The 19,037-nt window shown below is 56.6% G+C and carries 11 protein-coding genes; 7 read left to right on the forward strand and 4 right to left on the reverse strand.

All coding sequences use genetic code 11. The annotated features are described in order from the left end of the window. Nucleotides 1-237: 237 nt before the first annotated feature. On the forward strand, nt 238-600 hold the full coding sequence (locus tag IPN69_02875; protein MBK8809658.1) for a hypothetical protein: 363 nt from the start codon (nt 238-240) through the stop codon (nt 598-600). A 258-nt stretch (nt 601-858) separates the two neighbouring features. Further along, entirely contained in the window at nt 859-2,646 is a 1,788-nt protein-coding gene (gene sppA, locus IPN69_02880; GenBank protein ID MBK8809659.1) for a signal peptide peptidase SppA, read from the forward strand. Between the two features lie 237 nt (nt 2,647-2,883). On the opposite strand, the gene IPN69_02885 is transcribed toward sppA, so the two are convergent. The 3 genes from IPN69_02885 to IPN69_02895 form a co-directional block, all read right to left on the reverse strand. After that, complete coding sequence (locus IPN69_02885; protein MBK8809660.1) at nt 2,884-3,369, reverse strand: hypothetical protein; 486 nt, start codon at nt 3,367-3,369, stop codon at nt 2,884-2,886. Nucleotides 3,370-3,613: 244 nt separating this feature from the next. After that, on the reverse strand, nt 3,614-7,483 hold the full coding sequence (locus tag IPN69_02890; GenBank protein MBK8809661.1) for a VCBS repeat-containing protein: 3,870 nt from the start codon (nt 7,481-7,483) through the stop codon (nt 3,614-3,616). A gap of 445 nt (nt 7,484-7,928) precedes the next feature. After that, nucleotides 7,929-8,669 carry an urease accessory protein UreH gene (locus IPN69_02895; protein MBK8809662.1) on the reverse strand — a complete coding sequence of 247 codons (741 nt, stop codon included), beginning with the start codon at nt 8,667-8,669 and terminating at the stop codon, nt 7,929-7,931. A gap of 136 nt (nt 8,670-8,805) precedes the next feature. Between IPN69_02895 and lepA the strand changes: the two genes are divergently transcribed. From lepA to IPN69_02910, 3 genes are all read left to right on the forward strand, one after another. Beyond that, the gene (gene lepA / locus IPN69_02900) at nt 8,806-10,608 is read left to right on the forward strand and encodes an elongation factor 4 (protein ID MBK8809663.1); all 1,803 of its coding nucleotides are present in this window, start codon (nt 8,806-8,808) and stop codon (nt 10,606-10,608) included. A 137-nt stretch (nt 10,609-10,745) separates the two neighbouring features. Then, nucleotides 10,746-11,018 carry a DUF2277 domain-containing protein gene (locus IPN69_02905; GenBank protein MBK8809664.1) on the forward strand — a complete coding sequence of 91 codons (273 nt, stop codon included), beginning with the start codon at nt 10,746-10,748 and terminating at the stop codon, nt 11,016-11,018. Between the two features lie 182 nt (nt 11,019-11,200). Next, nucleotides 11,201-12,508 carry a hypothetical protein gene (locus IPN69_02910; protein MBK8809665.1) on the forward strand — a complete coding sequence of 436 codons (1,308 nt, stop codon included), beginning with the start codon at nt 11,201-11,203 and terminating at the stop codon, nt 12,506-12,508. Nucleotides 12,509-12,653: 145 nt separating this feature from the next. Here IPN69_02910 and IPN69_02915 read toward each other — a convergent pair whose 3' ends face one another. Then, on the reverse strand, nt 12,654-14,189 hold the full coding sequence (locus IPN69_02915) for a 5'-nucleotidase C-terminal domain-containing protein (GenBank protein ID MBK8809666.1): 1,536 nt from the start codon (nt 14,187-14,189) through the stop codon (nt 12,654-12,656). Between the two features lie 187 nt (nt 14,190-14,376). Between IPN69_02915 and IPN69_02920 the strand changes: the two genes are divergently transcribed. Together IPN69_02920 and smc are read left to right on the forward strand one after the other, a co-directional pair. After that, a complete protein-coding gene (locus IPN69_02920) occupies nt 14,377-15,135 on the forward strand; it encodes a DUF4388 domain-containing protein (protein MBK8809667.1) in 759 nt (252 codons plus the stop codon). Nucleotides 15,136-15,239: 104 nt separating this feature from the next. Continuing rightward, nucleotides 15,240-19,037: a chromosome segregation protein SMC gene (gene smc / locus IPN69_02925; GenBank protein MBK8809668.1), complete on the forward strand. Its 3,798-nt coding sequence runs from the start codon at nt 15,240-15,242 to the stop codon at nt 19,035-19,037.

Raw genomic sequence — 19,037 nt, forward strand, 5'->3', positions numbered from 1 at the left:
CGAATAGCGACCCAACCGCCGAAACCGATCGACGCAACCGCACTTGATCCTGCCGGCGTGTAAGTGAGTGCTTACTTACTTTCTCAAATCACGGAAAAGGATGTCAAGCGAAAGTCAAAAAACACAGAACGAAAGAGTTTCGAATTCGTATCAACTTTTTGTAGTCGCCTTGCATCAAAAGCGGCGAACAAGTTTTGAACTTGGATTACTTTGTCAAAAACGGAAGGAGATATAAGAATGTCGGAATTTGAACAGGAAGTTAAAAAGGCTGAACAGGAACTGGAACAGGGCCTGATCCCCGTTTCACCGCAGGAACAGGAATTGAACGCGTCGCTCGACGACGAATTTTTGGGAGATTGGAGAATGCAGGCACAGGAATATCAACAGAAGATTCAGGACGCGGCCGTCAAGGCCAAGGATTTCGCCAACGAGAAATTCGCGGTGGCGAGCGACAAGTTCAAGGAAATCTCGAACAAGGATCCGAAAGAGCTGGTTGAGGACGCAAAGGAATTCGCGCGTCAGAAACCGGGTCAAACGATCCTTATCTCGGCGGCGGTCGGGCTCGTCCTCGGACTGATCCTCCGCGGCGGCCGGAAGTAAACGACGCTTCAAATCGGATGTTCTTTCAAAAGGCTGTCCAAAGTGGCAGCCTTTTTTTGCTGCAAACAGGTCCGGTTTCGCGTTTTGAATCCTGCTTTTCGCGTATTTCGCGTATTTCGCGTATTTCGCGGGAAAGAGAGTCTTTTGCCGCGTGATCCGGACCCGATCGGAAAAACCGGTCAATTCAAACCTTTTCTTTCTTCAGACGTAATACAAAGCGTGATTCGCTTCGGGCGATCCGGAAGTAGAAATATGGCAATGTCTAATACAAAAAAGGTAGTTCTCATTCTTGGCGGCCTGACGGTCATCGCCGTCCTGCTCTGCGTCATCATTTTCGCGGTTCTCTTTGAGTCGATGGGCCGACCATCCGTTCCGCAAAACAGCGTTTTGGTGCTCAAGGTTTCGGGTGATCTTCCCGACTATGCGCCGGAGGACCCGACGGCGCGGCTTCTTGGGATCAACCAACCGCAGTCGTTCTCGAGCCTTCTGACTCAGCTTCGCAAGGCGAAGGTCGACAACCGCATCGGCGGCATCGTGCTCGATATCAACTTTCCGGGCATCGGCTGGGGCAAGGCGGACGAACTGCGCGACGCGATCAAGGATTTTCGCGCCTCCGGAAAGCCGGCCTACGCGTATATGCAGATCGGCACGAACAAGGAATACTACATCGCGACCGCCGCCGAGAAGATCTTTGTCGCTCCGGCCGGCGACCTCTATGTCAACGGATTCGCCGCGAGCGTCTCGTTCTATCGAGGGTCGCTCGACAAGCTTGGGATCGAGCCGCAGTTTCTGAAGATCGGAAAATACAAGAACGCTCCGGATCAGTACACCGAAAAGTCGATGACGGAACCGCATCGAGAAGTCATCAACGCCATTCTCGACGAGTATTACGGCCGGATGACGAAGGCTATCGCCGACGAACGCAAGAAGTCTGTCGAAGACGTCAAAGCGCTGATCGATAACGCTCCGTATCACGCCGACGACGCTCTCCAGGTCGGTCTGATCGACGGCGCGTCGTACCGCGATCAGGTCTACGACGAACTAAAAACACGCCTCGGATACAAGACCGAAGAGGCGTTGCGGACGATTCCCGCGAACGAATATCGCGAGATCTCATCGGACAGCCTTGGACTCAACAAGGGCGAGAAGATAGCGATCGTCTATGCATCGGGCGCGATCAACATCGGAAGTTCGAACAATGGCCCGTTCGGCGGGGAAACGATGGGATCGGACACGATCGTCAAGGCGGTCAACACGGCGGCGAACGATCCGTCGATCAAAGCGATCGTTCTGCGCGTCGACAGCCCCGGAGGCTCGTCGCTGGCGTCGGACCTGATGTGGCACGCTCTTGAGAATGCCAAAGCGAAAAAGCCGGTCGTCGTTTCAATGGCCGACGTCGCGGCGTCCGGCGGTTACTACATCTCGTGCAACGCGAACAAGATCGTCGCCCAACCGTCGACCGTCACCGGCTCGATCGGCGTTTTTATGGGCAAGCCGGTAATGAAGGGCTTCTACGACTGGCTCGGGATCTCGAACGAGTACGTTATGCGCGGCAAGAATTCCGGCATCTTCCGCGAAACGGAAAAATGGAGCGGCACCGAGCTCGAGAAGATGCAGAAACAGGTCGAGAAGATCTATTTCAATGACTTCGTCCCGAAGGTCGCAAAGGGCCGCGGCAAGACCAATGAAGAGGTCAACACGATCGCGCAGGGACGCGTCTGGACGGGAACGCAGGCCAAACAGGTCGGTTTGATCGACGAATTCGGCGGACTCGAAAAAGCCATCGAGATCGCCAAAGAGCTGGCGAATCTCCCGGCCGACCGCGACGTCAAAAGGATCTCGTTTCCGGAACCGCGTCCGTTCTTCGATACGATGTTCGGCTCCAGCGAAGAAAATACGATGACGCAGGAACAGCAGGCGGCGACGGCGCTGGTCAAATCGCTACCCGAAGAAATGCGGCGTTCGTTCCGCTACGCGGCGATGCTCGACCAGATGCGCAACGGCGAAGCGATGCTGTTGTTGCCTTACGAATTGGAAGTCAAATAACGGGAGCCGATTCCGATATTTGAAGCTCTTGTGAAACGGGTTGAATTTTAGCCGCGAAGGACACGAATCATCACGAAGAATTATTTACTCGTGCTGATTCGTGTCCTTCGCGGTTCAGGAAACGCCGATCCCGCAGTTCGCAGGAAAATCGACGCGAACCTTCACTCCTTCGGCAAATTGCCGAACATAAGCGAAAACTCACGCCGATTCACGGGCAAACAAATGTTGCCTGACAAATTACAGCTTCTGGATCAGAACGATGACCATCGCCTTGTCGCCGGCCATCCGATTGAACGAAATCCAAAAGCCGAGTTCCTCATATCGGACCATCTTGAAGATCACACCGTCTTCCCGAGGTTGGGCAACTACCGATTTGCCAAAAACATCGGCGAACGACGGCGGCGTCAGATGCTCGGCGTCGAAAATCACCGAGATCGCTTTGACCTTGCCTTCAGCGTCGATCAGAAACTGCGCCGTCTCAAGGTCCGAGATCATATAGAACAGTCCTTCCGCGTCTTCGGTCTTCGGTTTTCCAAGCTTCTCGCGGACCAGATCGGCGGTCGCGCCGAGTGTGATCTCGTGATAGCTCTGCCACACCGGCCCGTTTTCCTTGCGAACCGTCTTCTGCCCGAACGCCTGGAGCGCGAACAGACAAACAATGATGACGACTGCAATGCGGAATGGAGTTAAAAGAGTCTGATTTTTTACTGCTGCGGTAAACATTATCCGTACCTCCTTAAAGGTATTGGAATGAAAATAACTTCAAACAAGAACTTTCGTTCTCAACCGCATCGTAAACCCGTTTGCCTCTCGCCACAATGCTCTCAAAAAGCAAAGTTGATGTTTTGTAAGTAAGCACTTCTGATATTTCACGGGCGAAGGGTATTAGTCTGGCGAATAATGCAAGATCGCGCCCTGTTTCAACGATTGAGGAAACAAGACGCGATCTGCCTGGAAGATCTCACAACTAAGGCGCAAACGCCGAAGGGGTCGGGATGTCGCCCGTCGCGCCGAAACTCCGGACCAAGACTCCAAGTGCCGAGCGCTGGACGTACCAGTTTAGATTCGTAGGCCGAAACACCGCGAAATCGGCCTTTCCGTCGCCGTCATAGTCGCCGGGTGTCGGGATGTCCGCAGCGAGGCCGAAAGGCGCCGAATAGAAGCTTGAATCCTCGCTCCTGAGCACGAACCAGTTCCCGTTCGACGGCCTCCAAACCGCGACGTCCGCTTTGCCGTCGCCGGTATAGTCTGCCGGAACCGGCTTGTCCGAACTGACGCCGAAAGTTTCGACCGTTACACCCGCGGTTGTCCGATTGAGCCACCACTGACCTGTTGATGGCCGGAAAATGGCGATGTCCGATCTCCGATCGCCATCGTAATCCGCGGGCACGGGAAGATCCGACGAAATTCCCCATTGCGTGATCTGCACGCCGCCCAACGATCTGTTGATGTACCAGGTGCCTTGAGAGGCGCGAAACACCGCCACGTCAGCGATCCCGTCGCCGTCATAGTCGGCGGGCACGGGCTTGTCAGTCGAGATCCCGAACGACACCGCGAAATAGCTCTGGTCGGAACTCCGCAAGACGTGCCAGACGCCGGTCGACGGACGATAGACCGCGATGTCGGTCTTGCCGTCGCCGTCAAAATCGGCCGGCGCGATCTTATCGGTCGAAAGTCCGAAGAATCTCTCGATCGATCCGCCTTGGGATTGATCCAAATACCAACCGCCGGTCGTCGGACGATACACGGATACGTCGGTTTTTCGATCGCCGTCATAGTCAAAGGCGGCGCGCGCCGGGATCGGCGTCGGCGTTGGTGTTGGTGTCGGCGTCAAGGTCGGCGTCGGTGTCGGTGTCGGCGTGCCGACATAAACATTGATTGAGGTCGTCGCGAAGGCTCCCTGGCTATCGAAAACCTTGAGCGTCGCAGTATATGTGCCGGTCGTCGCGAACGTATGGTACGCCGGAGATCCGTAATACGTCCCGCCATCGCTGAACGTCCATTCGAGATTGCCGAGGAATCCGTCCGGATCATACGACCCGTCCGCGTAGAAAATGACGTCAAGCGGCGGTTGACCGCTTGACGGCGATGCGGTTGCGACCGCCACCGGCAGTTGGTTCGGCGTCCGGGCTTTGACCAGGACCGTTTGCTTCGCTTGCGCGCCGCCGTTGTCGGTGACCGTGAGTTCAGCGACAAACGGACCGGCGATCGTGTATGTGTGCGTCGGATTGGCCGCGGTCGATGTCGCTCCATCACCGAAATCCCAGAAGAATCCGCTCACCGAGCCGTCCGGATCGGTTGAACCCGCAGAACTGAAATCGACCGTCAAAGGCACGTCGCCGCCGACGGCGGAGGCGTTGGCGACGGCGATCGGCCACTTGTTCTGACTCGCGTCGCGCTGTTCGTAAACGATGCGATAGTTCGCAAAGTTGGTGTCGTTGATAACCGCCGATCCGGCAAACATCGTCACGCCGTTGAGCGAACAAACGGTCGGATCGGTCTCACCGGTCGGCAGATTCGAGAAAACAAATCCCTGCGGATCGACGACCGCTCCCGTCGGCGAGACGCGCATCCCGAACAGGTCGCTGCGGGCATCGAGTTGCTCAAGACTGTTTTCGGCAAGACTGTTCTTCTGATCTTGATACGCAATGATAAAGCTCGAGCCGTCCCAGGAGGCGCGCGGCCGGTATTGATTGCCTTGCCACGGCGTCAGATTGATCTGCGGACCGACCGTACCACTGGCTTCTACTACTCGTGCCAGCAAGTCGGTCTCGACGCCGCTCGTCAACTCCTGCGATTGAACGAGCAGCGCCTTGGTTCCGCTCGATGCGAGTCCAACTTCGAAAATGCCGTTGCCGCCGGCGGTCGAAAACGGACCGTGGATCTGGAACTCGGGCGTCAAAGTACCGTTCGCCTCAATGAAAGCGCCCATCGTCGTACAGAAGGAGTTGTCGTGCGTCGCGTTCCGATGCCAGGCCGCGAGCCAGCGGCCGCCGATCTGGACGACGGCCGGCGCGGTCCGCAGATAAGATTGTCCGAGCGTCAGCGGCGACGCGTCGAGCACCGCGCCTGATCCACTGACGCGCGCCGCAACCGGAAAGATAAATTGAATGCTGATTCCCGTTTTCCGGGCGGCGACGAGAAAGTCGTTGCCGAGCGCCGCGACATCGGTCGGCCCGAAACCGCCGCTGATGATCGTGAACGGCGACGCGTCGATCTTGATACCATTCGGCTGAAGCCTCTGCCCGACGATTCCGTTCGCCGTGCCCCACGTGACAAGGTAAGCGGAGCCGTTCCAAGCGACACTCGGATTTCCCGGACCGTTGAACGACGAGCCCGTCTCAAGCTCAACCGGTTGCGGGGTCAGCGAATTGCCGGCAGCGTCTAGCGGCTGAGCGAGCACACGGCTGCTGGCCGCGTTCCGGCTAAGAAAAACCGTCATATAACCGCTTCCGCTCGCGGCAACGTCGGGCCGCGTCTGTTGCGGCGCGCCAACCGATAGCGTCCGGGTCGGACCGGCAACGCTGCTTGTCGAGACATTCGCGCTGAAAACATCGATATTGTTGTTCGCAAAAATTGTCCAGATCATCTGCAACGCTCCGGCTCCGGCGCCCGCGGTCCGGCCCGTTTGAACCCCGGCAACGGAAACGCTTCCCGGATCAAGGTTGGCTCCGGCGGAGTTCACGCGAGCGATCCAGGAAGTATTGAGTTGCCCCCACGTCACGCGCCAGTTAACGCCGTCCCAGATCACCGCGGTTGTTGCGTTGGCCGATGGCTCTTTCGTGCCCGAAATGTTGACGCCGGCGCCGTCGAGAACCGCGCCGGCGCTGTTTATCCGCGACCCGACGACGTTCACCAGTCCGTTCGTATTCTGTTTGTGCCAGACCCCGTAGAAGTTCGTACCGTTGCTTGCGAGGTCGGTGAGCCAGACGTCCGGCGCCAATGCGGCCGAACCGAGAGGCGTCAGACTGCTGTCGAATCGGCCGAGTTTGAAACCGTTGTCGTCATTGTAAAAGAACGCAAAAACGCCGCTGGCGTAAGCGAACAGGCCGCCGAAACGCGGGTTGTTCGTATTTGCCACAAGCACGCGCGTCGGCGGGTCGAGAACGACGCCGGCCGGAGAGATACGCATCCCGACGATACTGTTCGTCGCCGACGTCCCCTGACTTGCAACGACCCAATTATTACCATCGGAAGCGACCGCCCAACCGTTTGCGAGCGTCAGTCCGTACAATTTGATCGGTTTTGCATCGAGAACCTGGCCCGAAGGCGCGACGCGGACCGCTTCGAGCGAATTCTGATAGTAACCCGTGCCGCCGAGATCGACGCTTTGATACACGACCAGCCAATTCGAGCCGTTCCAGGAGATCCTCGGCTGAGTTTGGTTCGAACGGCGCGCGACGATCGCCAGCGGAATCGCGTCGAGCACGTTGCCGGCGAGATCGAGTCTTACGCCGTAAATATCGCGCGAAGTTTCATACTCCGAACCGGCGAAAGGCGCCGACGATGTCGGGTTGGGGCGATTGTCCGTCCAGACCGCGAGAATCGAATCATTGCCGCGCGCAACAGCCGGCGTCGATTGATCGCCATACGCCGCCGCGACCGAATTGTCCCCGGGCAGAGTACGCAATGTCTGTGGCACAAAGCTCGCCGCGTCGCCTGAATCGTCCAGCTTGCGAAGTTCGAAGCGTTTCCCCACAACCTGCGCCAGCAACGAATCGTCCGGCATTGCGGCTCCTCCGATCGTCAAAACGAATACGCCGATTCCCGCCCAAAACACGGTCAACAGGCGCTCCAAAAATACCCGATCTATTTGTCCGACTGACTTGAATTTCATACGTCTCCTTTTTCCTGATCGAATCGACGACCAGCAACACAGTCCTGTTTATCGGGGATTAAAGACTAGATCAACAGAAAAACTCGGGGATGCGCTTTTCGGATCAGGGTTGTCGGTTAACGATCATCGCATCTGATTGATAAACGGCAATCTTCGTACCAGAAACTTGATCGTCCAATGACCAACGATTCATTCGGTCTTCAGACCAATGGCGCCCGTTCGCCGTGCAAAGTTGCGCGACAAGCGCGAGAATCCGCGCAGTAATGGTTCTGATCGATTAACCGACGCCGGACGCTTTGGGGCCGACAATTGTTCGGCTGGGGTCGGGATGCAAGGCGTTTTGCAAGGCGGATCAACTTGCTTAAAACGCAGGCTTTATCAGGGATTGCGCATTGGGGTTCATCTGATTGGGAGTTCTCCAAGCGGGTCTGTCCAGCGATCTCATTTAGGCAAATAAACCTTCGGTGAATCCCTTTTCGTAGATAATGGCGAGTCCGAGGATGATCGAGATGATTCCGGCAGTGCCCTGAAGCAGCGCGTTCATACGGTTGAAACGCGTCGCCGTGAAATGAAACGGGAGCCCGACGAGAAAGCTCATCAGCATCATTCCGCCGATCGAGCCGATGCCGAATACGACGATGTAAAGCAGTCCGAGCGCCTTCGATTCGATCGTCGGGATGACGATCAGCATCAGCGCCGCGCTGCCTGCAAGTCCGTGAACCATACCGATCAAAACCGAACGCGGACTGAATGTGAGTCCGTGATGCGTTTCCGGTTCCTCGCCCCGTTCGGGCAGGTGAATGTGCGGATGGACGTGTTCGTGTTGGCCGTGCTCGTGTTTGTGGATATGTACCTTTCCGCCTTTGACGAGCTTGCGGACGACATTCAGGCCGAGAAACAAGAGCATAAATCCGACTCCGAATTCGAGAATCCGTTCGGTTCGTTCACTGATCTCAAAATTGAGCAAAAGCACAAGAACACCGGCGATGACGAGCGAGATCGTGTGGCCGAGTCCCCAGAGTCCACCGACAAGCGCCGAACTCCAGACGCTCTTGCGGTCGGAAACGATTGTTGCGACGGCCGCCAGATGGTCGCCCTCGGTCGCGTGTTTAAGCCCGATGAAAAACCCGAGCCCCAAAACTCCCGCGGTCGAGCCAATTGAAATCGCTGCCAGAATCTCGTTCATAAATCGTCCAATCAGCTTAACTCACCGGTCTGAACAAGTCCAAACCGATGCAGTTTCTAATTCAGTCGTGCGGTTTTCGCGTCGTTTTGGTATTTTAGAAGTTTGAGTTACCGGCGAAATCGCCGGCAGATTGCTTATGAATCCGGAGAACATTAGGAATTTTTCGATCATCGCGCACATCGATCACGGCAAATCGACGCTCGCCGACCGCATTTTGCAGCTCACGGGCGCCGTCAGCGACCGTGATATGGAAGATCAGCTGCTTGACGATATGGATCTCGAGCGCGAACGCGGGATCACCATCAAGGCGCACGCCGTGCGGCTCGATTACAAGGCCCGCGACGGTCAGCAGTACATCTTGAACCTTATCGACACGCCCGGCCACGTCGATTTTTCGTACGAGGTCTCGCGTTCGCTTTCGGCGTGCGAGGGCGCGCTGCTGATCGTCGATGCGTCGCAGGGCGTCGAAGCGCAAACGCTCGCCAACACATATCTCGCGATCGAGAACGACCTCGAACTTCTTCCGGTGCTAAACAAGATCGATCTGCCGAGCGCGGAACCCGACCGCATCCGGGAACAGATCGAGAACATTATCGGGCTCGATGCGAGCGACGCCGTTCTCGCGAGCGCCAAGACGGGAGTCGGCATTGAAGATATTCTCGAACAGATCGTAAAGAAGATCCCGGCGCCGAAGGGTGACCGAAAAGCGCCGTTCAAGGCATTGATCTTCGATAGCTGGTACGACAGTTACCGCGGCGTGATCGTGCTTTTCCGCGTCATCGACGGCACGTTGAAAAAAGGCACGAAGATCAGGTTCTTTAACACCGGTCGCGAATACCTGGTCGAGACGCTGGGTGTCAATCGTCCGCGTCCGACTCCGATCAACGAACTCAGCGTCGGCGAGGTCGGATTCCTGACGGCGTCGATCAAAACGGTCGCCGATGTCCAGATCGGCGACACGATCACCGAAGCCGCGAGGCCCGTCGCCGAACCGTTTCCGGGGTTTCAGGAGGTCAAGCCGATGGTCTTCGCCGGACTCTACCCGATCGATTCGGCGCAATACGAAGACCTCCGCGACGCAATGGACAAATTGCGTCTCAACGACGCCTCGTTTTTCTACGAACCCGAATCGTCGACGGCGCTCGGATTCGGTTTCCGCTGCGGCTTTCTCGGGTTGCTGCATATGGAGATCATCCAGGAGCGGTTGGAACGTGAATTCAATCTCGAGCTCATCACGACGGCGCCGGGCGTTCGCTACCGCGTGACGACGACCAACGGCGAGGTTTTGGAAGTCGATTCGCCGGCCCGTATGCCGGAAACCGGCCGAATCTCGAAGATCGAGGAACCGTACATCGAGGCGACGATCCTGACGAACGACGCCTTTCTGGGCGGAATTCTTCCGTTGCTTGATGAAAAACGCGGCGTCCAGAAGAAGTTTGAGTTTGTCACTTCGAACCGCGTGATGCTCGTCTATTCATTGCCGCTCAACGAGATCGTGCTCGACTTTTACGATCGTTTGAAGTCGGTTTCAAAAGGCTACGCTTCGCTCGATTATCATTTTTCGGGATATCAGGAAAGCGATCTGGTGAAACTCGACGTGCTCGTTTCGGGCGAGCCCGTCGATGCGTTGTCCTTGGTTCTGCACCGCAAAACGGCTGAAGCGAAAGGCAAGCTCGTGACCGCGAAGATGAAGGAACTGATCCCGCGGCAATTGTTCGAGGTCCCGATCCAGGCCGCGATCGGGAGCAAGATCATCGCCCGCGAAACCGTCAAGGCGATGGGCAAGAACGTCACCGCAAAATGCTACGGCGGCGACATCTCGCGCAAACGCAAGCTGCTCGAAAAACAGAAAGAAGGCAAAAAGCGTATGAAAAAAGTCGGCCGCGTGGAAATTCCGCAGGAAGCGTTTTTGGCGGTCCTCAGGGTTAGCGAAGGCTAGTCCGATTTGGGATGTGGGATTTCGGATTTCGGATTTGGGATTTGGGATTTGCGATCTTTTGAATTCGTAATCTGATTTATTTTTGGAATTTTGGAATTCTGGAATCCCAATTCCCAAATCCCAAATCCCAAATCGATATGTGTCGCAATATCAAACAACTCCATAATTTCGAACCGCCGGCGACGGATGACGAGATCCGCGCGGCGGCGTTGCAGTTTGTCCGCAAGATCAGCGGCTCGGCGAAACCCTCAATGGCGAACAAAGCAGCGTTCGACGCCGCCGTCGATGAAATCGCGAATTCATCGAGCCGTTTGCTCGACGCGCTCGTCACGAACGCACCGCCCAAAGACCGCGAAACCGAACTGGTTAGGTCACGCGAGCGAAATCGTTTGCGCTTCGGCGATCGATAACTTCAATACCTGCCTACGAATCACCCCGTTCCGGTGATTACAGCGATCGATTTTAGGAATAGAATGAAGTTGTAAGCCCCCGAATGTTCCCGACTCGGTCGGTATCACGACTCAGTCGGATGCCCAATGTTCTTGAGCCGAGGGCGTGCCGACCTAAACTTTGCACCTGAAGGAGTTGAGTTATGCGAAGTATCATTCTTATCTGTTCCGTGCTGATTTTCGGAACGCTCTCCGGGTTCGCACAGAATTACCAGATCAAGCAAATTACGACGATGAACGGCCAGAGAATGGAATCGACCGTTTATGTCAAAGGCCTCCGGAAAAGGAGCGAAACCGGAGCGTTTATGGGAATCGGCGGCGATGTCGCCGACATCGAGCAGTGCGATCTTAAACGAACCGTAAAGATCAACGACAAGAGAAAGATCTACTACATCGATCCGTTCGAGGTTGAGACCCCGGCAACGCCGGCAACGACCAAGCCGACCGCGGCAACGGTCAAGCCCGCGCCGATGGTTAAAGGGGGCGTCGTGACCTACGTATCGAACATCGTCGATACCGGTGAGCGAAAACAGATGTTCGGGTTCACGGCGCGGCACATCAAAACGTCACTAAAAGTCGAATCGTCCCCGGACGCGTGCACGAAATCCAATATGACTATGGAAACCGACGGTTGGTACATTGACCTGCCCGAGTTCGCGTGTCCGTATTCGCCACGGCGCAATACCGCTCAGTCTCCCGAGACCCAACGTGGCGGCGGCTGTCGCGACCGTATTCAATTCCGGACGACGGGCACCGGCAAGCTCGGGTTTCCGCTAACGGAGACAAGGACGATGACGAGCGATGGGATGAGTTTTTCTCAAACAACTGAGACGCTCGAACTTTCCAAGAAGACGCTTGATGCCGCGCTTTTCGATATTCCGGTGGGCTATGCGCAGATTACGGAACCAAACGAACTTTACGGATCTCCGGACATGACGCCGACGATCAGCGATGAGGAAAAAGTTGAAAAGACGCGAACCGACGGCGGACAAACATTGGGCGTGAACCGGCCGGAGAAGAAAAAGCCCGGCACGGTCCGGATTGGGGTCTACGTTCCGACAAACCGCACGACCGAAAACGTTTCTGCAACCAACTTGCAGGCGTTTTTGATCCTTCGGCTGATCGGCGGAACTGTGGACGCGGTCGCCGTCAGCAGCGAAGCCGATGCGTCGGCGGCGCAGTGCGATTACGTTCTGACGAGCGATATTTCGAAACTGAAACAATCGACGGCAAGCAAGATCGGCGGGATCCTCGGCAAGGTTACGAACACCGACACTTCTTCGGCGCAGAAATTTGACGCGCAGGTCGATTTCAAACTCGTGGCGCTGTCCGACGGACGAACGGTGATACAAAACAAATCTTCGGGCAAGACCGACGGCTCGGCCGACAAGGCGGCCGAATCGGTCCTGGCAATGGAAGTACAGCAGGTACTGAGCGCCGTCAGGAAATAGCTTGGGATTTGGGATCTGCGATTTGGGAATTGGGAATTGGGATTTGGGATTTGGGATTCCAGAAATCATCTGCGGATTCAAAAGATCGCAAATCCCAAATCCCAAATCGCAAATCGCAAATCGCAAATCCCATCGCGCTCCACGCTTAGGGCAAACGGGACGCTTGCGCTCCAATCTTTACGATCCTTCCTTCCAATTTCGGCGAGATCGTCGAATTGTCGGCGTTGCGGATCGCCTTTTCGAAAACGTCCGAATCCTTCGGCGCCGTTTCGGCTTTCGTCAGCAGTTTGCCTTCCTTGAACATCGTGTAACCGTCGCCGCCGCGCGAGACGAGAAAGTCTGAGGTCGCAACGGTGTAGGTCTTCGAATCCTCGAGCGGTTTGCCGCTGACCAAGGCTTCGACAACACGGCTTCCGGCGGGCTTCGAAACATCGAACTTGAAGCTCATTCCCGAAATCTGCGGAAATCTTCCCGGCTCTCCGTCCTCACCGACGCCGCTCCGCGCGACACCGTGTTCAAGCATTGCGCGCAAGGTCTTGCCGGAAAGTTCGACCTTTACGATCGGGTTGTTGAACGGCAACATCGAGAGCACGTCGCGTTTCGTCAAAACTCCCGGATTGTATGTCAGGTCGGCGCGGATCGAACCGCCGTTGACGAAAGCGATGTCCGCCCCGACCGCATCGCGATAAGCGTCGGCGATGAAATTGCCGATGTTCGTTTCCTTTGTCCGGTTCGATACCGAGAGCGCGTCGAGGACAACGCCGGTCGCTCCGACGGGTTCGGCGAGTTTCACCAACAAATCCTTGTATTTCTCGAAAACCGGCGCAAATTCGGGCGCGTCCGCGATCTGGTCGGTGACCGGGATGATCTCCCAATCGAGACTCTCGAAACGCTTCGTCGCGGCGTCGAAAATGAGATTGAACTTGCCCATCTCGCGCGAGTCGGCCGTCATTTTGAAGATCGGCGTGCCGTTCGAAGAGGACTGCAGCAACGTATGTTCGTGGCCGCCAAGGATGAGATCGAAATCCGCGCACCGCGCAAGCTGCTTGTCCTGCGCCATCGAAAGATGCGTCAATCCGATGACCGCGCTGACCTTTTCCTTTTTGCGCATCTGCTTGACGAGTTTCTTCGCGGTCGCGCAGAAATCCGTCACCTGCAGACTGTCTTCCATCGAGGAAGTCTCCTTTGTTTCGGGCAGAAGGAATCCGACGATACCGATTTTCACACCCTGAAATTCGCGAACGACGTAAGGCGGCGTGTCGCCGAAGATCTTCCCGGTTTTCGAATCGATGACGTTCGCGCCGAGCCAGGTGAATTTTGATTCCTTCATACGCGCCAGCAGATCGGCCGTTTTGATATCGAACTCGTGGTTGCCCAAAACCGAGTAGTCGAGCCCGATCGCGTTCCACGCGTCGATCATCTGCGCGCCTTTGTAAGTGCGGGTTTCGACCGACGGCGAGAGCGTGTCGCCGCCAAGCGTAAAGATCGTGTTCGGATTCTCCTTCAACGCCTCCTTGCGAAGCGTCCAAAGTCGCGCGAGTCCGCCGCGTTTGCCGCCCTCGACCGGCATAAACTGGTAAGCGTCATTGACGTGAAGGAACGTCACGCGCACGGACTGCGACGGCGCCGAAAGAAACGAACTCAAGATCAAGATCGAAACAAATAGGAATGGTCGAAACATAATAATCTCCTGCGCAATTCTGGAATTCCAACTAGAACAACCCTCAAAAAGAACGAACCGATTCTTTTATTATACGTTCATTCGCCGGCTTGCGACCAACGCTTGGGCGGCCAAATTTTTGATGACTTATGGTACCCGAATATGTTAGTTTTTAAACTGTTGAACAGAGTTGTTCAGCCTCAAGCCTATGAATCAAGTTTTGGAAGTGCCTTCGATTCCGATGAACGAAGTGTCGATCGAATCGATTCTTCTCGACGCAGATCTGTTCGTCAAATACCGCTCGCCCGAAAAGGCTTTTCAACTGCTTCGCGACTCGATCGATCGAAGTCCGCGCTCGATCGCCCTGCGCGAGAAGATGCGCGACATCTGCATCAATCAGAAAAGCCTGGACGAGGCCGCGCGGCAGTGTCTGGCGCTCGTGAATCTCTACATTGGCCGCGAAGATTTCGATCTCGCGTACGACCGTTTGCAGGAAGCGAAACTGCTCGATCCGCGAATTTCGGTCGCGCCGGGACTTGAAGCGATCCGACGCGCGCGGCGCCCCGATTTCGGCACGTCGCGCGACAAAACACCGCAGAAGATACGCACCGACGTGACGTTCGCCGGGAATTTGGCGTACGTCGGAATTTTCGACGCCGTTCAGGTCATCGAAAACTCGAAGATGACGGGGCTTCTCGTACTCAAGTCGGATATGTATTTGGCGAGCGTCTCGTTCAACGAAGGCAAGATCGTCGATGCCGAATGCGGCGGGCGGAACGGCGCCAAGGCGTTCAAGGAGATCATCGAGATCGGCAACGGAACATTCGAGTTCTCGACATCGGAAAGCGAGTTTCCGATCGTCATCACGGTTTCGAGCAACACGAACTTTCTGCTCGACGTGCTTACCGAACTCGACAACGAACGCGCCGAAAAGCAGGGCCTCCGCAGTCTCGGCAACGAGCTCTAGATTAGGGAGCGCGCTCCTTTCCTTTTTCCCCTTTCCACTTTTGACTTAAAAGCCTTAAATCACCAAAATATAGTGCTAACTTTCCCGGGAAAACACTATATCGAATGTTCAAGCTCCAGCGCCTCGAAATCACTGGCTTCAAGTCATTTGCAGACTACACGGAGGTCGTCTTCACCGGCAACGGCATCACCGCCGTCGTTGGTCCGAATGGTTGCGGGAAGTCCAACGTTAGCGAATCCATAGCCTGGGTGCTCGGCGAACAAAGGGCGAAAGCGCTGCGCGGTTCGGAGATGAAGGACGTCGTTTTTCAGGGAACGAAGGCGCGGAAAGCTTCGGGGATGGCCGAGGTCGTACTCCATATGGTGCGCGACGACGAGATGGCGTTCATCCACGATGAAGAAGACTTGAGCGGGATCGACGAAGCGATCTCCGAACTCGACGAAAACGCCGTCAACGTCGAGGATTTCGATCCTGAAAAAGAGCCGGAAGCGGTTGCCGAACCTGAAAACACGCAGACCGAAGGCGCGGAGACCGAATCCGAACCGGTCGAGATCGCCCAAGCCGTACAGGTCGGGTCGGCTCAGCTCGTCGAAAAGAAGATCAAGCCGAAACGCCATTGGCGTCCGCGTTCTTTCGCGCTCGATTTTGCGCCCGGCGAGGCGATCGCCGTCACGCGCCGGCTGTACCTTTCCGGCGAAAGCGAGTATCTGCTAAACGGCAAGACGTGCCGGCTGCGCGATATTCAGGATCTTTTCGCCGGCACGGGCCTGAGCGGTTCGCATTACGCGATCATCGAACAGGGACGCATCGGCCAGATCTTGTCGGCGAAACCTTCAGACCGCCGCAACCTGATCGAAGAGGCAGCCGGGATCAGCAAGTTTCGGACGCGCCAGCGCGCCGCCGAATCACGTCTTGAGTCGGCGAAATCGAATCTTTCCCGCATCAGCGATATCGTTTCCGAGATCGAAAAACAGGCCAACTCGCTCCGTCGTCAGGCGGCGAAGACGCGACGCTACAAGATAATGCGCGAAGAGTTTCGCCTGCTCCTGAAGCAACTCTTCACGGCCGAGGGAAAGTTCCTTTCAACGCTCGTCGGCGAACTCGAAACGCAACTCAAGGAAGCGGGCGGAGTCGAACACGGGATCTTCAGGCTCGTCGGCGAAAAAGAAGAGGCGTTTCGAGAAGCGACGCAAAACGCGCGGCTTGCCGAGGAAAAGCTCGCCGAGATCCGTCAGAAACACGCCGAGCACGCGCTCGAGCGCGACCGCAACGAGCGTGAACGCGCATACCGGCTCGAACAGATCGATAACTTGAAACTACGCGCGGCCGTGCTTGAAAACGACATCACGACCGGTGCCGCGCGAATCGCCGAATACAGATCCGAGATCGATCGCCTGAAAAAGGACGAACAGAAGGAACTCGCTGAAGCCGAGAAAGCATCGAACGAACTCAAATCGGCGGAAGAAAAATACCGCAAACGAATCGACGGAGTCCGCGGGATCGAATCGAGACTCGAAACGATCCGAAACGAAGTCATCCAACACACCGCCGCGTTCGAGCGTTTCAACGAGATCGAGCGCCAACTCGAACATAATCTCGAACGGCTGACCGAACGCGGCGAGGGGCTTGTTCGCGAGGGCATCCGCGCCCAGGAAACGCTCAACGATCACGCGGCGGAAGTTTTGAAACTCGAAAACGGCGTCAAGGAAAAACGCGAGAAGATAACCGGGCTTTACACCGAGAAACAGACGTTGGTGAACACTTCGGCCGAGGCGCGAACGAATCTTCAAGCCGCCGAACGAACGCTGAACGACCTTCGCAACGAGTTTTCGCGCAAAAAGAACAGGCTCGACACGCTCCGTGAACTCGACGAGAAACGTGCGGTGTACGCGCCCGCCGTGCAAAAGCTGTTCGCCGAGCAATCAAAGATCGGCGTCAAGTTTCAGGGAACTCTCGCCGACCGTCTGACGGTTGACGAACGTGCTGAAAAAGCGGTCGAGAGCCTGTTCGGTTCATTTTTGCAGACGGTTTTGGTCGAATCGGAATCCGATGCCCGCAAAACCGTAAAGTATCTCGCCGAAAACAATCTCGGCCGGATCGCCGTGCTCGTCGCCGGCGACCTCAGCCGCGCAAAGGCGACGCGCGCCTCGAAGGACTCGAGCCGAATCGCCGAGTTGCTCGGCGCGCCGGACGCCCTCTGCGCGCTGCTTTCGGAACTATTCCCGCGCGAAATGAACGCGCGGATGATCGAAACGATTGCCGACTCGGAAGAGTCGCTCGACAACGCTGTCGATGCGCGCGGCGACGTCTCCTTCGGGGGCAAACTGTTCATCGCCGGCAAATCGAACGCGGGCGACAAAAACACTTCGCTGCTCGCCTTCAAACGCGAGCTCCGCGAACTGGAATCGGCGATCGAAAACTCGCGCGGTGCGATCGTCGACGCCGAACACTCGGTTGAAGCGGCGCGCCGGGCGCTCGCCGGGCACGAAGAGGAGCTGGTCGATCTGCAATCGCTGATCGTTCAAGTCGAGCGCGACCTGCTCGGTCTAGAGATTCAGGAAAAAACCGCGCGGCAAGAGACCGAACGCGCCGAGCGGCACAAGCGCGTCGTCGCCGAAGAAGCGGCGCAGATCGAAAAGGAGACGATCGAACTCACGGAACGCCGGCTGGTGGCGCGCGAAAGCAGCAAAAAAGCCGACGCCGCACGCCGGACGGCCGAGTCGATGTTCGCCGAGGTCTCGCTCGAGCTGAGCGACGCGCGCGCCGGAACGGATGCCGAGAACGTTATCCTAAACGAAAAACGCACGTTCGCCGCAACCAGCGAGGAACGCCGCCGTTCGGTCCAAAGCGCGCTTCGCCGCGTCGAGAATGAAGCAAGAGAATATGATGCCCGGCGCGCCAATCAGATGCGCGAACTCGAAGAGACTCACGGAAAACAAAGCGATCTCACGAATTCGATCGCGCAGATCGAACAGACCATCGCCGCCGGACTCGATCTGCGCGAAAACGAACAGAACGAACTCGCGGCCGCGAACGAGCATCTTACGAACGCGCGCGAGTCCGCAGACACGATGAGCACGGAACTTGCCGAGCTTAACAAGAACTCGGCCGATGCCCGCAATGCGCGTGCGACGCTCGAGATCCGGCAGACCGAAGCGGTCACGAAACTTCGCAGCTTGAACGAAAACTGCACGCAGGAGCTTAACGCGTCGCTCGCGGAACTGGTCGAAACGGAAGAGATCGAGCCCGATTTCATACTTGACGACGCGCGCGGCCAGGTCGCCGATCTTCGCGAACGGCTCGAGAACTTCGGCGCGATCAATATGCTCGCGCTCGAGGAATTGAGTGAGACCGAAGAACGCCTGCTGTTTCTGACTTCGCAGCGGCAGGACATCATTGACAGCATCGGGGCGACCGAAGAGGCCTTGCGCGAGATTAAGGAACGCTCGCGCGAACGTTTCAAACAGGCGTTCGAGGCGATCAACGCCAATTTCTCGGAGTTTTTTATGGAGCTTTTCGGCGGCGGCCGGGGCGAAATGACTCTTCAGGAAGCGGAGGATATTCTCGAGGCCGGGATCGAAGTCGTCGCCCAGCCGCCGGGCAAGCGTTTGCAGAACATTTTGCTGCTTTCGGGCGGCGAAAAGGCGATGACGGCGATCGCGCTCGTGATGGCGATCTTCAAATATCGGCCGTCGCCGTTCTGCCTGCTCGACGAGGTCGATGCTCCGCTCGACGATGCGAACGTCGGAAGATTCGTGGACACGATCGCGCAAATGGCTGAGAAAACTCAGTTTATCGTGATCACGCACAACAAGCGGACGATGGAAGCGGCGCGCGCGCTGTACGGCGTGACGATGCAGGAAGCGGGCGTGTCGAAAGTCGTTTCGGTCAGATTTGAATAA

It is taken from the genome of Acidobacteriota bacterium, assembly GCA_016715115.1.
Lineage (GTDB): Bacteria > Acidobacteriota > Blastocatellia > Pyrinomonadales > Pyrinomonadaceae > JAFDVJ01.

What these genes read in the sequence shown, in the direction of transcription:
- IPN69_02875 (MBK8809658.1), top strand. Translation starts at nt 238, where the DNA reads ATGTCGGAATTTGAACAGGAAGTTAAAAAGGCTGAACAGGAACTGGAA.
- sppA (MBK8809659.1), top strand. Translation starts at nt 859, where the DNA reads ATGTCTAATACAAAAAAGGTAGTTCTCATTCTTGGCGGCCTGACGGTC.
- IPN69_02885 (MBK8809660.1), bottom strand. Translation starts at nt 3,369, where the DNA reads ATGTTTACCGCAGCAGTAAAAAATCAGACTCTTTTAACTCCATTCCGC.
- IPN69_02890 (MBK8809661.1), bottom strand. Translation starts at nt 7,483, where the DNA reads ATGAAATTCAAGTCAGTCGGACAAATAGATCGGGTATTTTTGGAGCGC.
- IPN69_02895 (MBK8809662.1), bottom strand. Translation starts at nt 8,669, where the DNA reads ATGAACGAGATTCTGGCAGCGATTTCAATTGGCTCGACCGCGGGAGTT.
- lepA (MBK8809663.1), top strand. Translation starts at nt 8,806, where the DNA reads ATGAATCCGGAGAACATTAGGAATTTTTCGATCATCGCGCACATCGAT.
- IPN69_02905 (MBK8809664.1), top strand. Translation starts at nt 10,746, where the DNA reads ATGTGTCGCAATATCAAACAACTCCATAATTTCGAACCGCCGGCGACG.
- IPN69_02910 (MBK8809665.1), top strand. Translation starts at nt 11,201, where the DNA reads ATGCGAAGTATCATTCTTATCTGTTCCGTGCTGATTTTCGGAACGCTC.
- IPN69_02915 (MBK8809666.1), bottom strand. Translation starts at nt 14,189, where the DNA reads ATGTTTCGACCATTCCTATTTGTTTCGATCTTGATCTTGAGTTCGTTT.
- IPN69_02920 (MBK8809667.1), top strand. Translation starts at nt 14,377, where the DNA reads ATGAATCAAGTTTTGGAAGTGCCTTCGATTCCGATGAACGAAGTGTCG.
- smc (MBK8809668.1), top strand. Translation starts at nt 15,240, where the DNA reads ATGTTCAAGCTCCAGCGCCTCGAAATCACTGGCTTCAAGTCATTTGCA.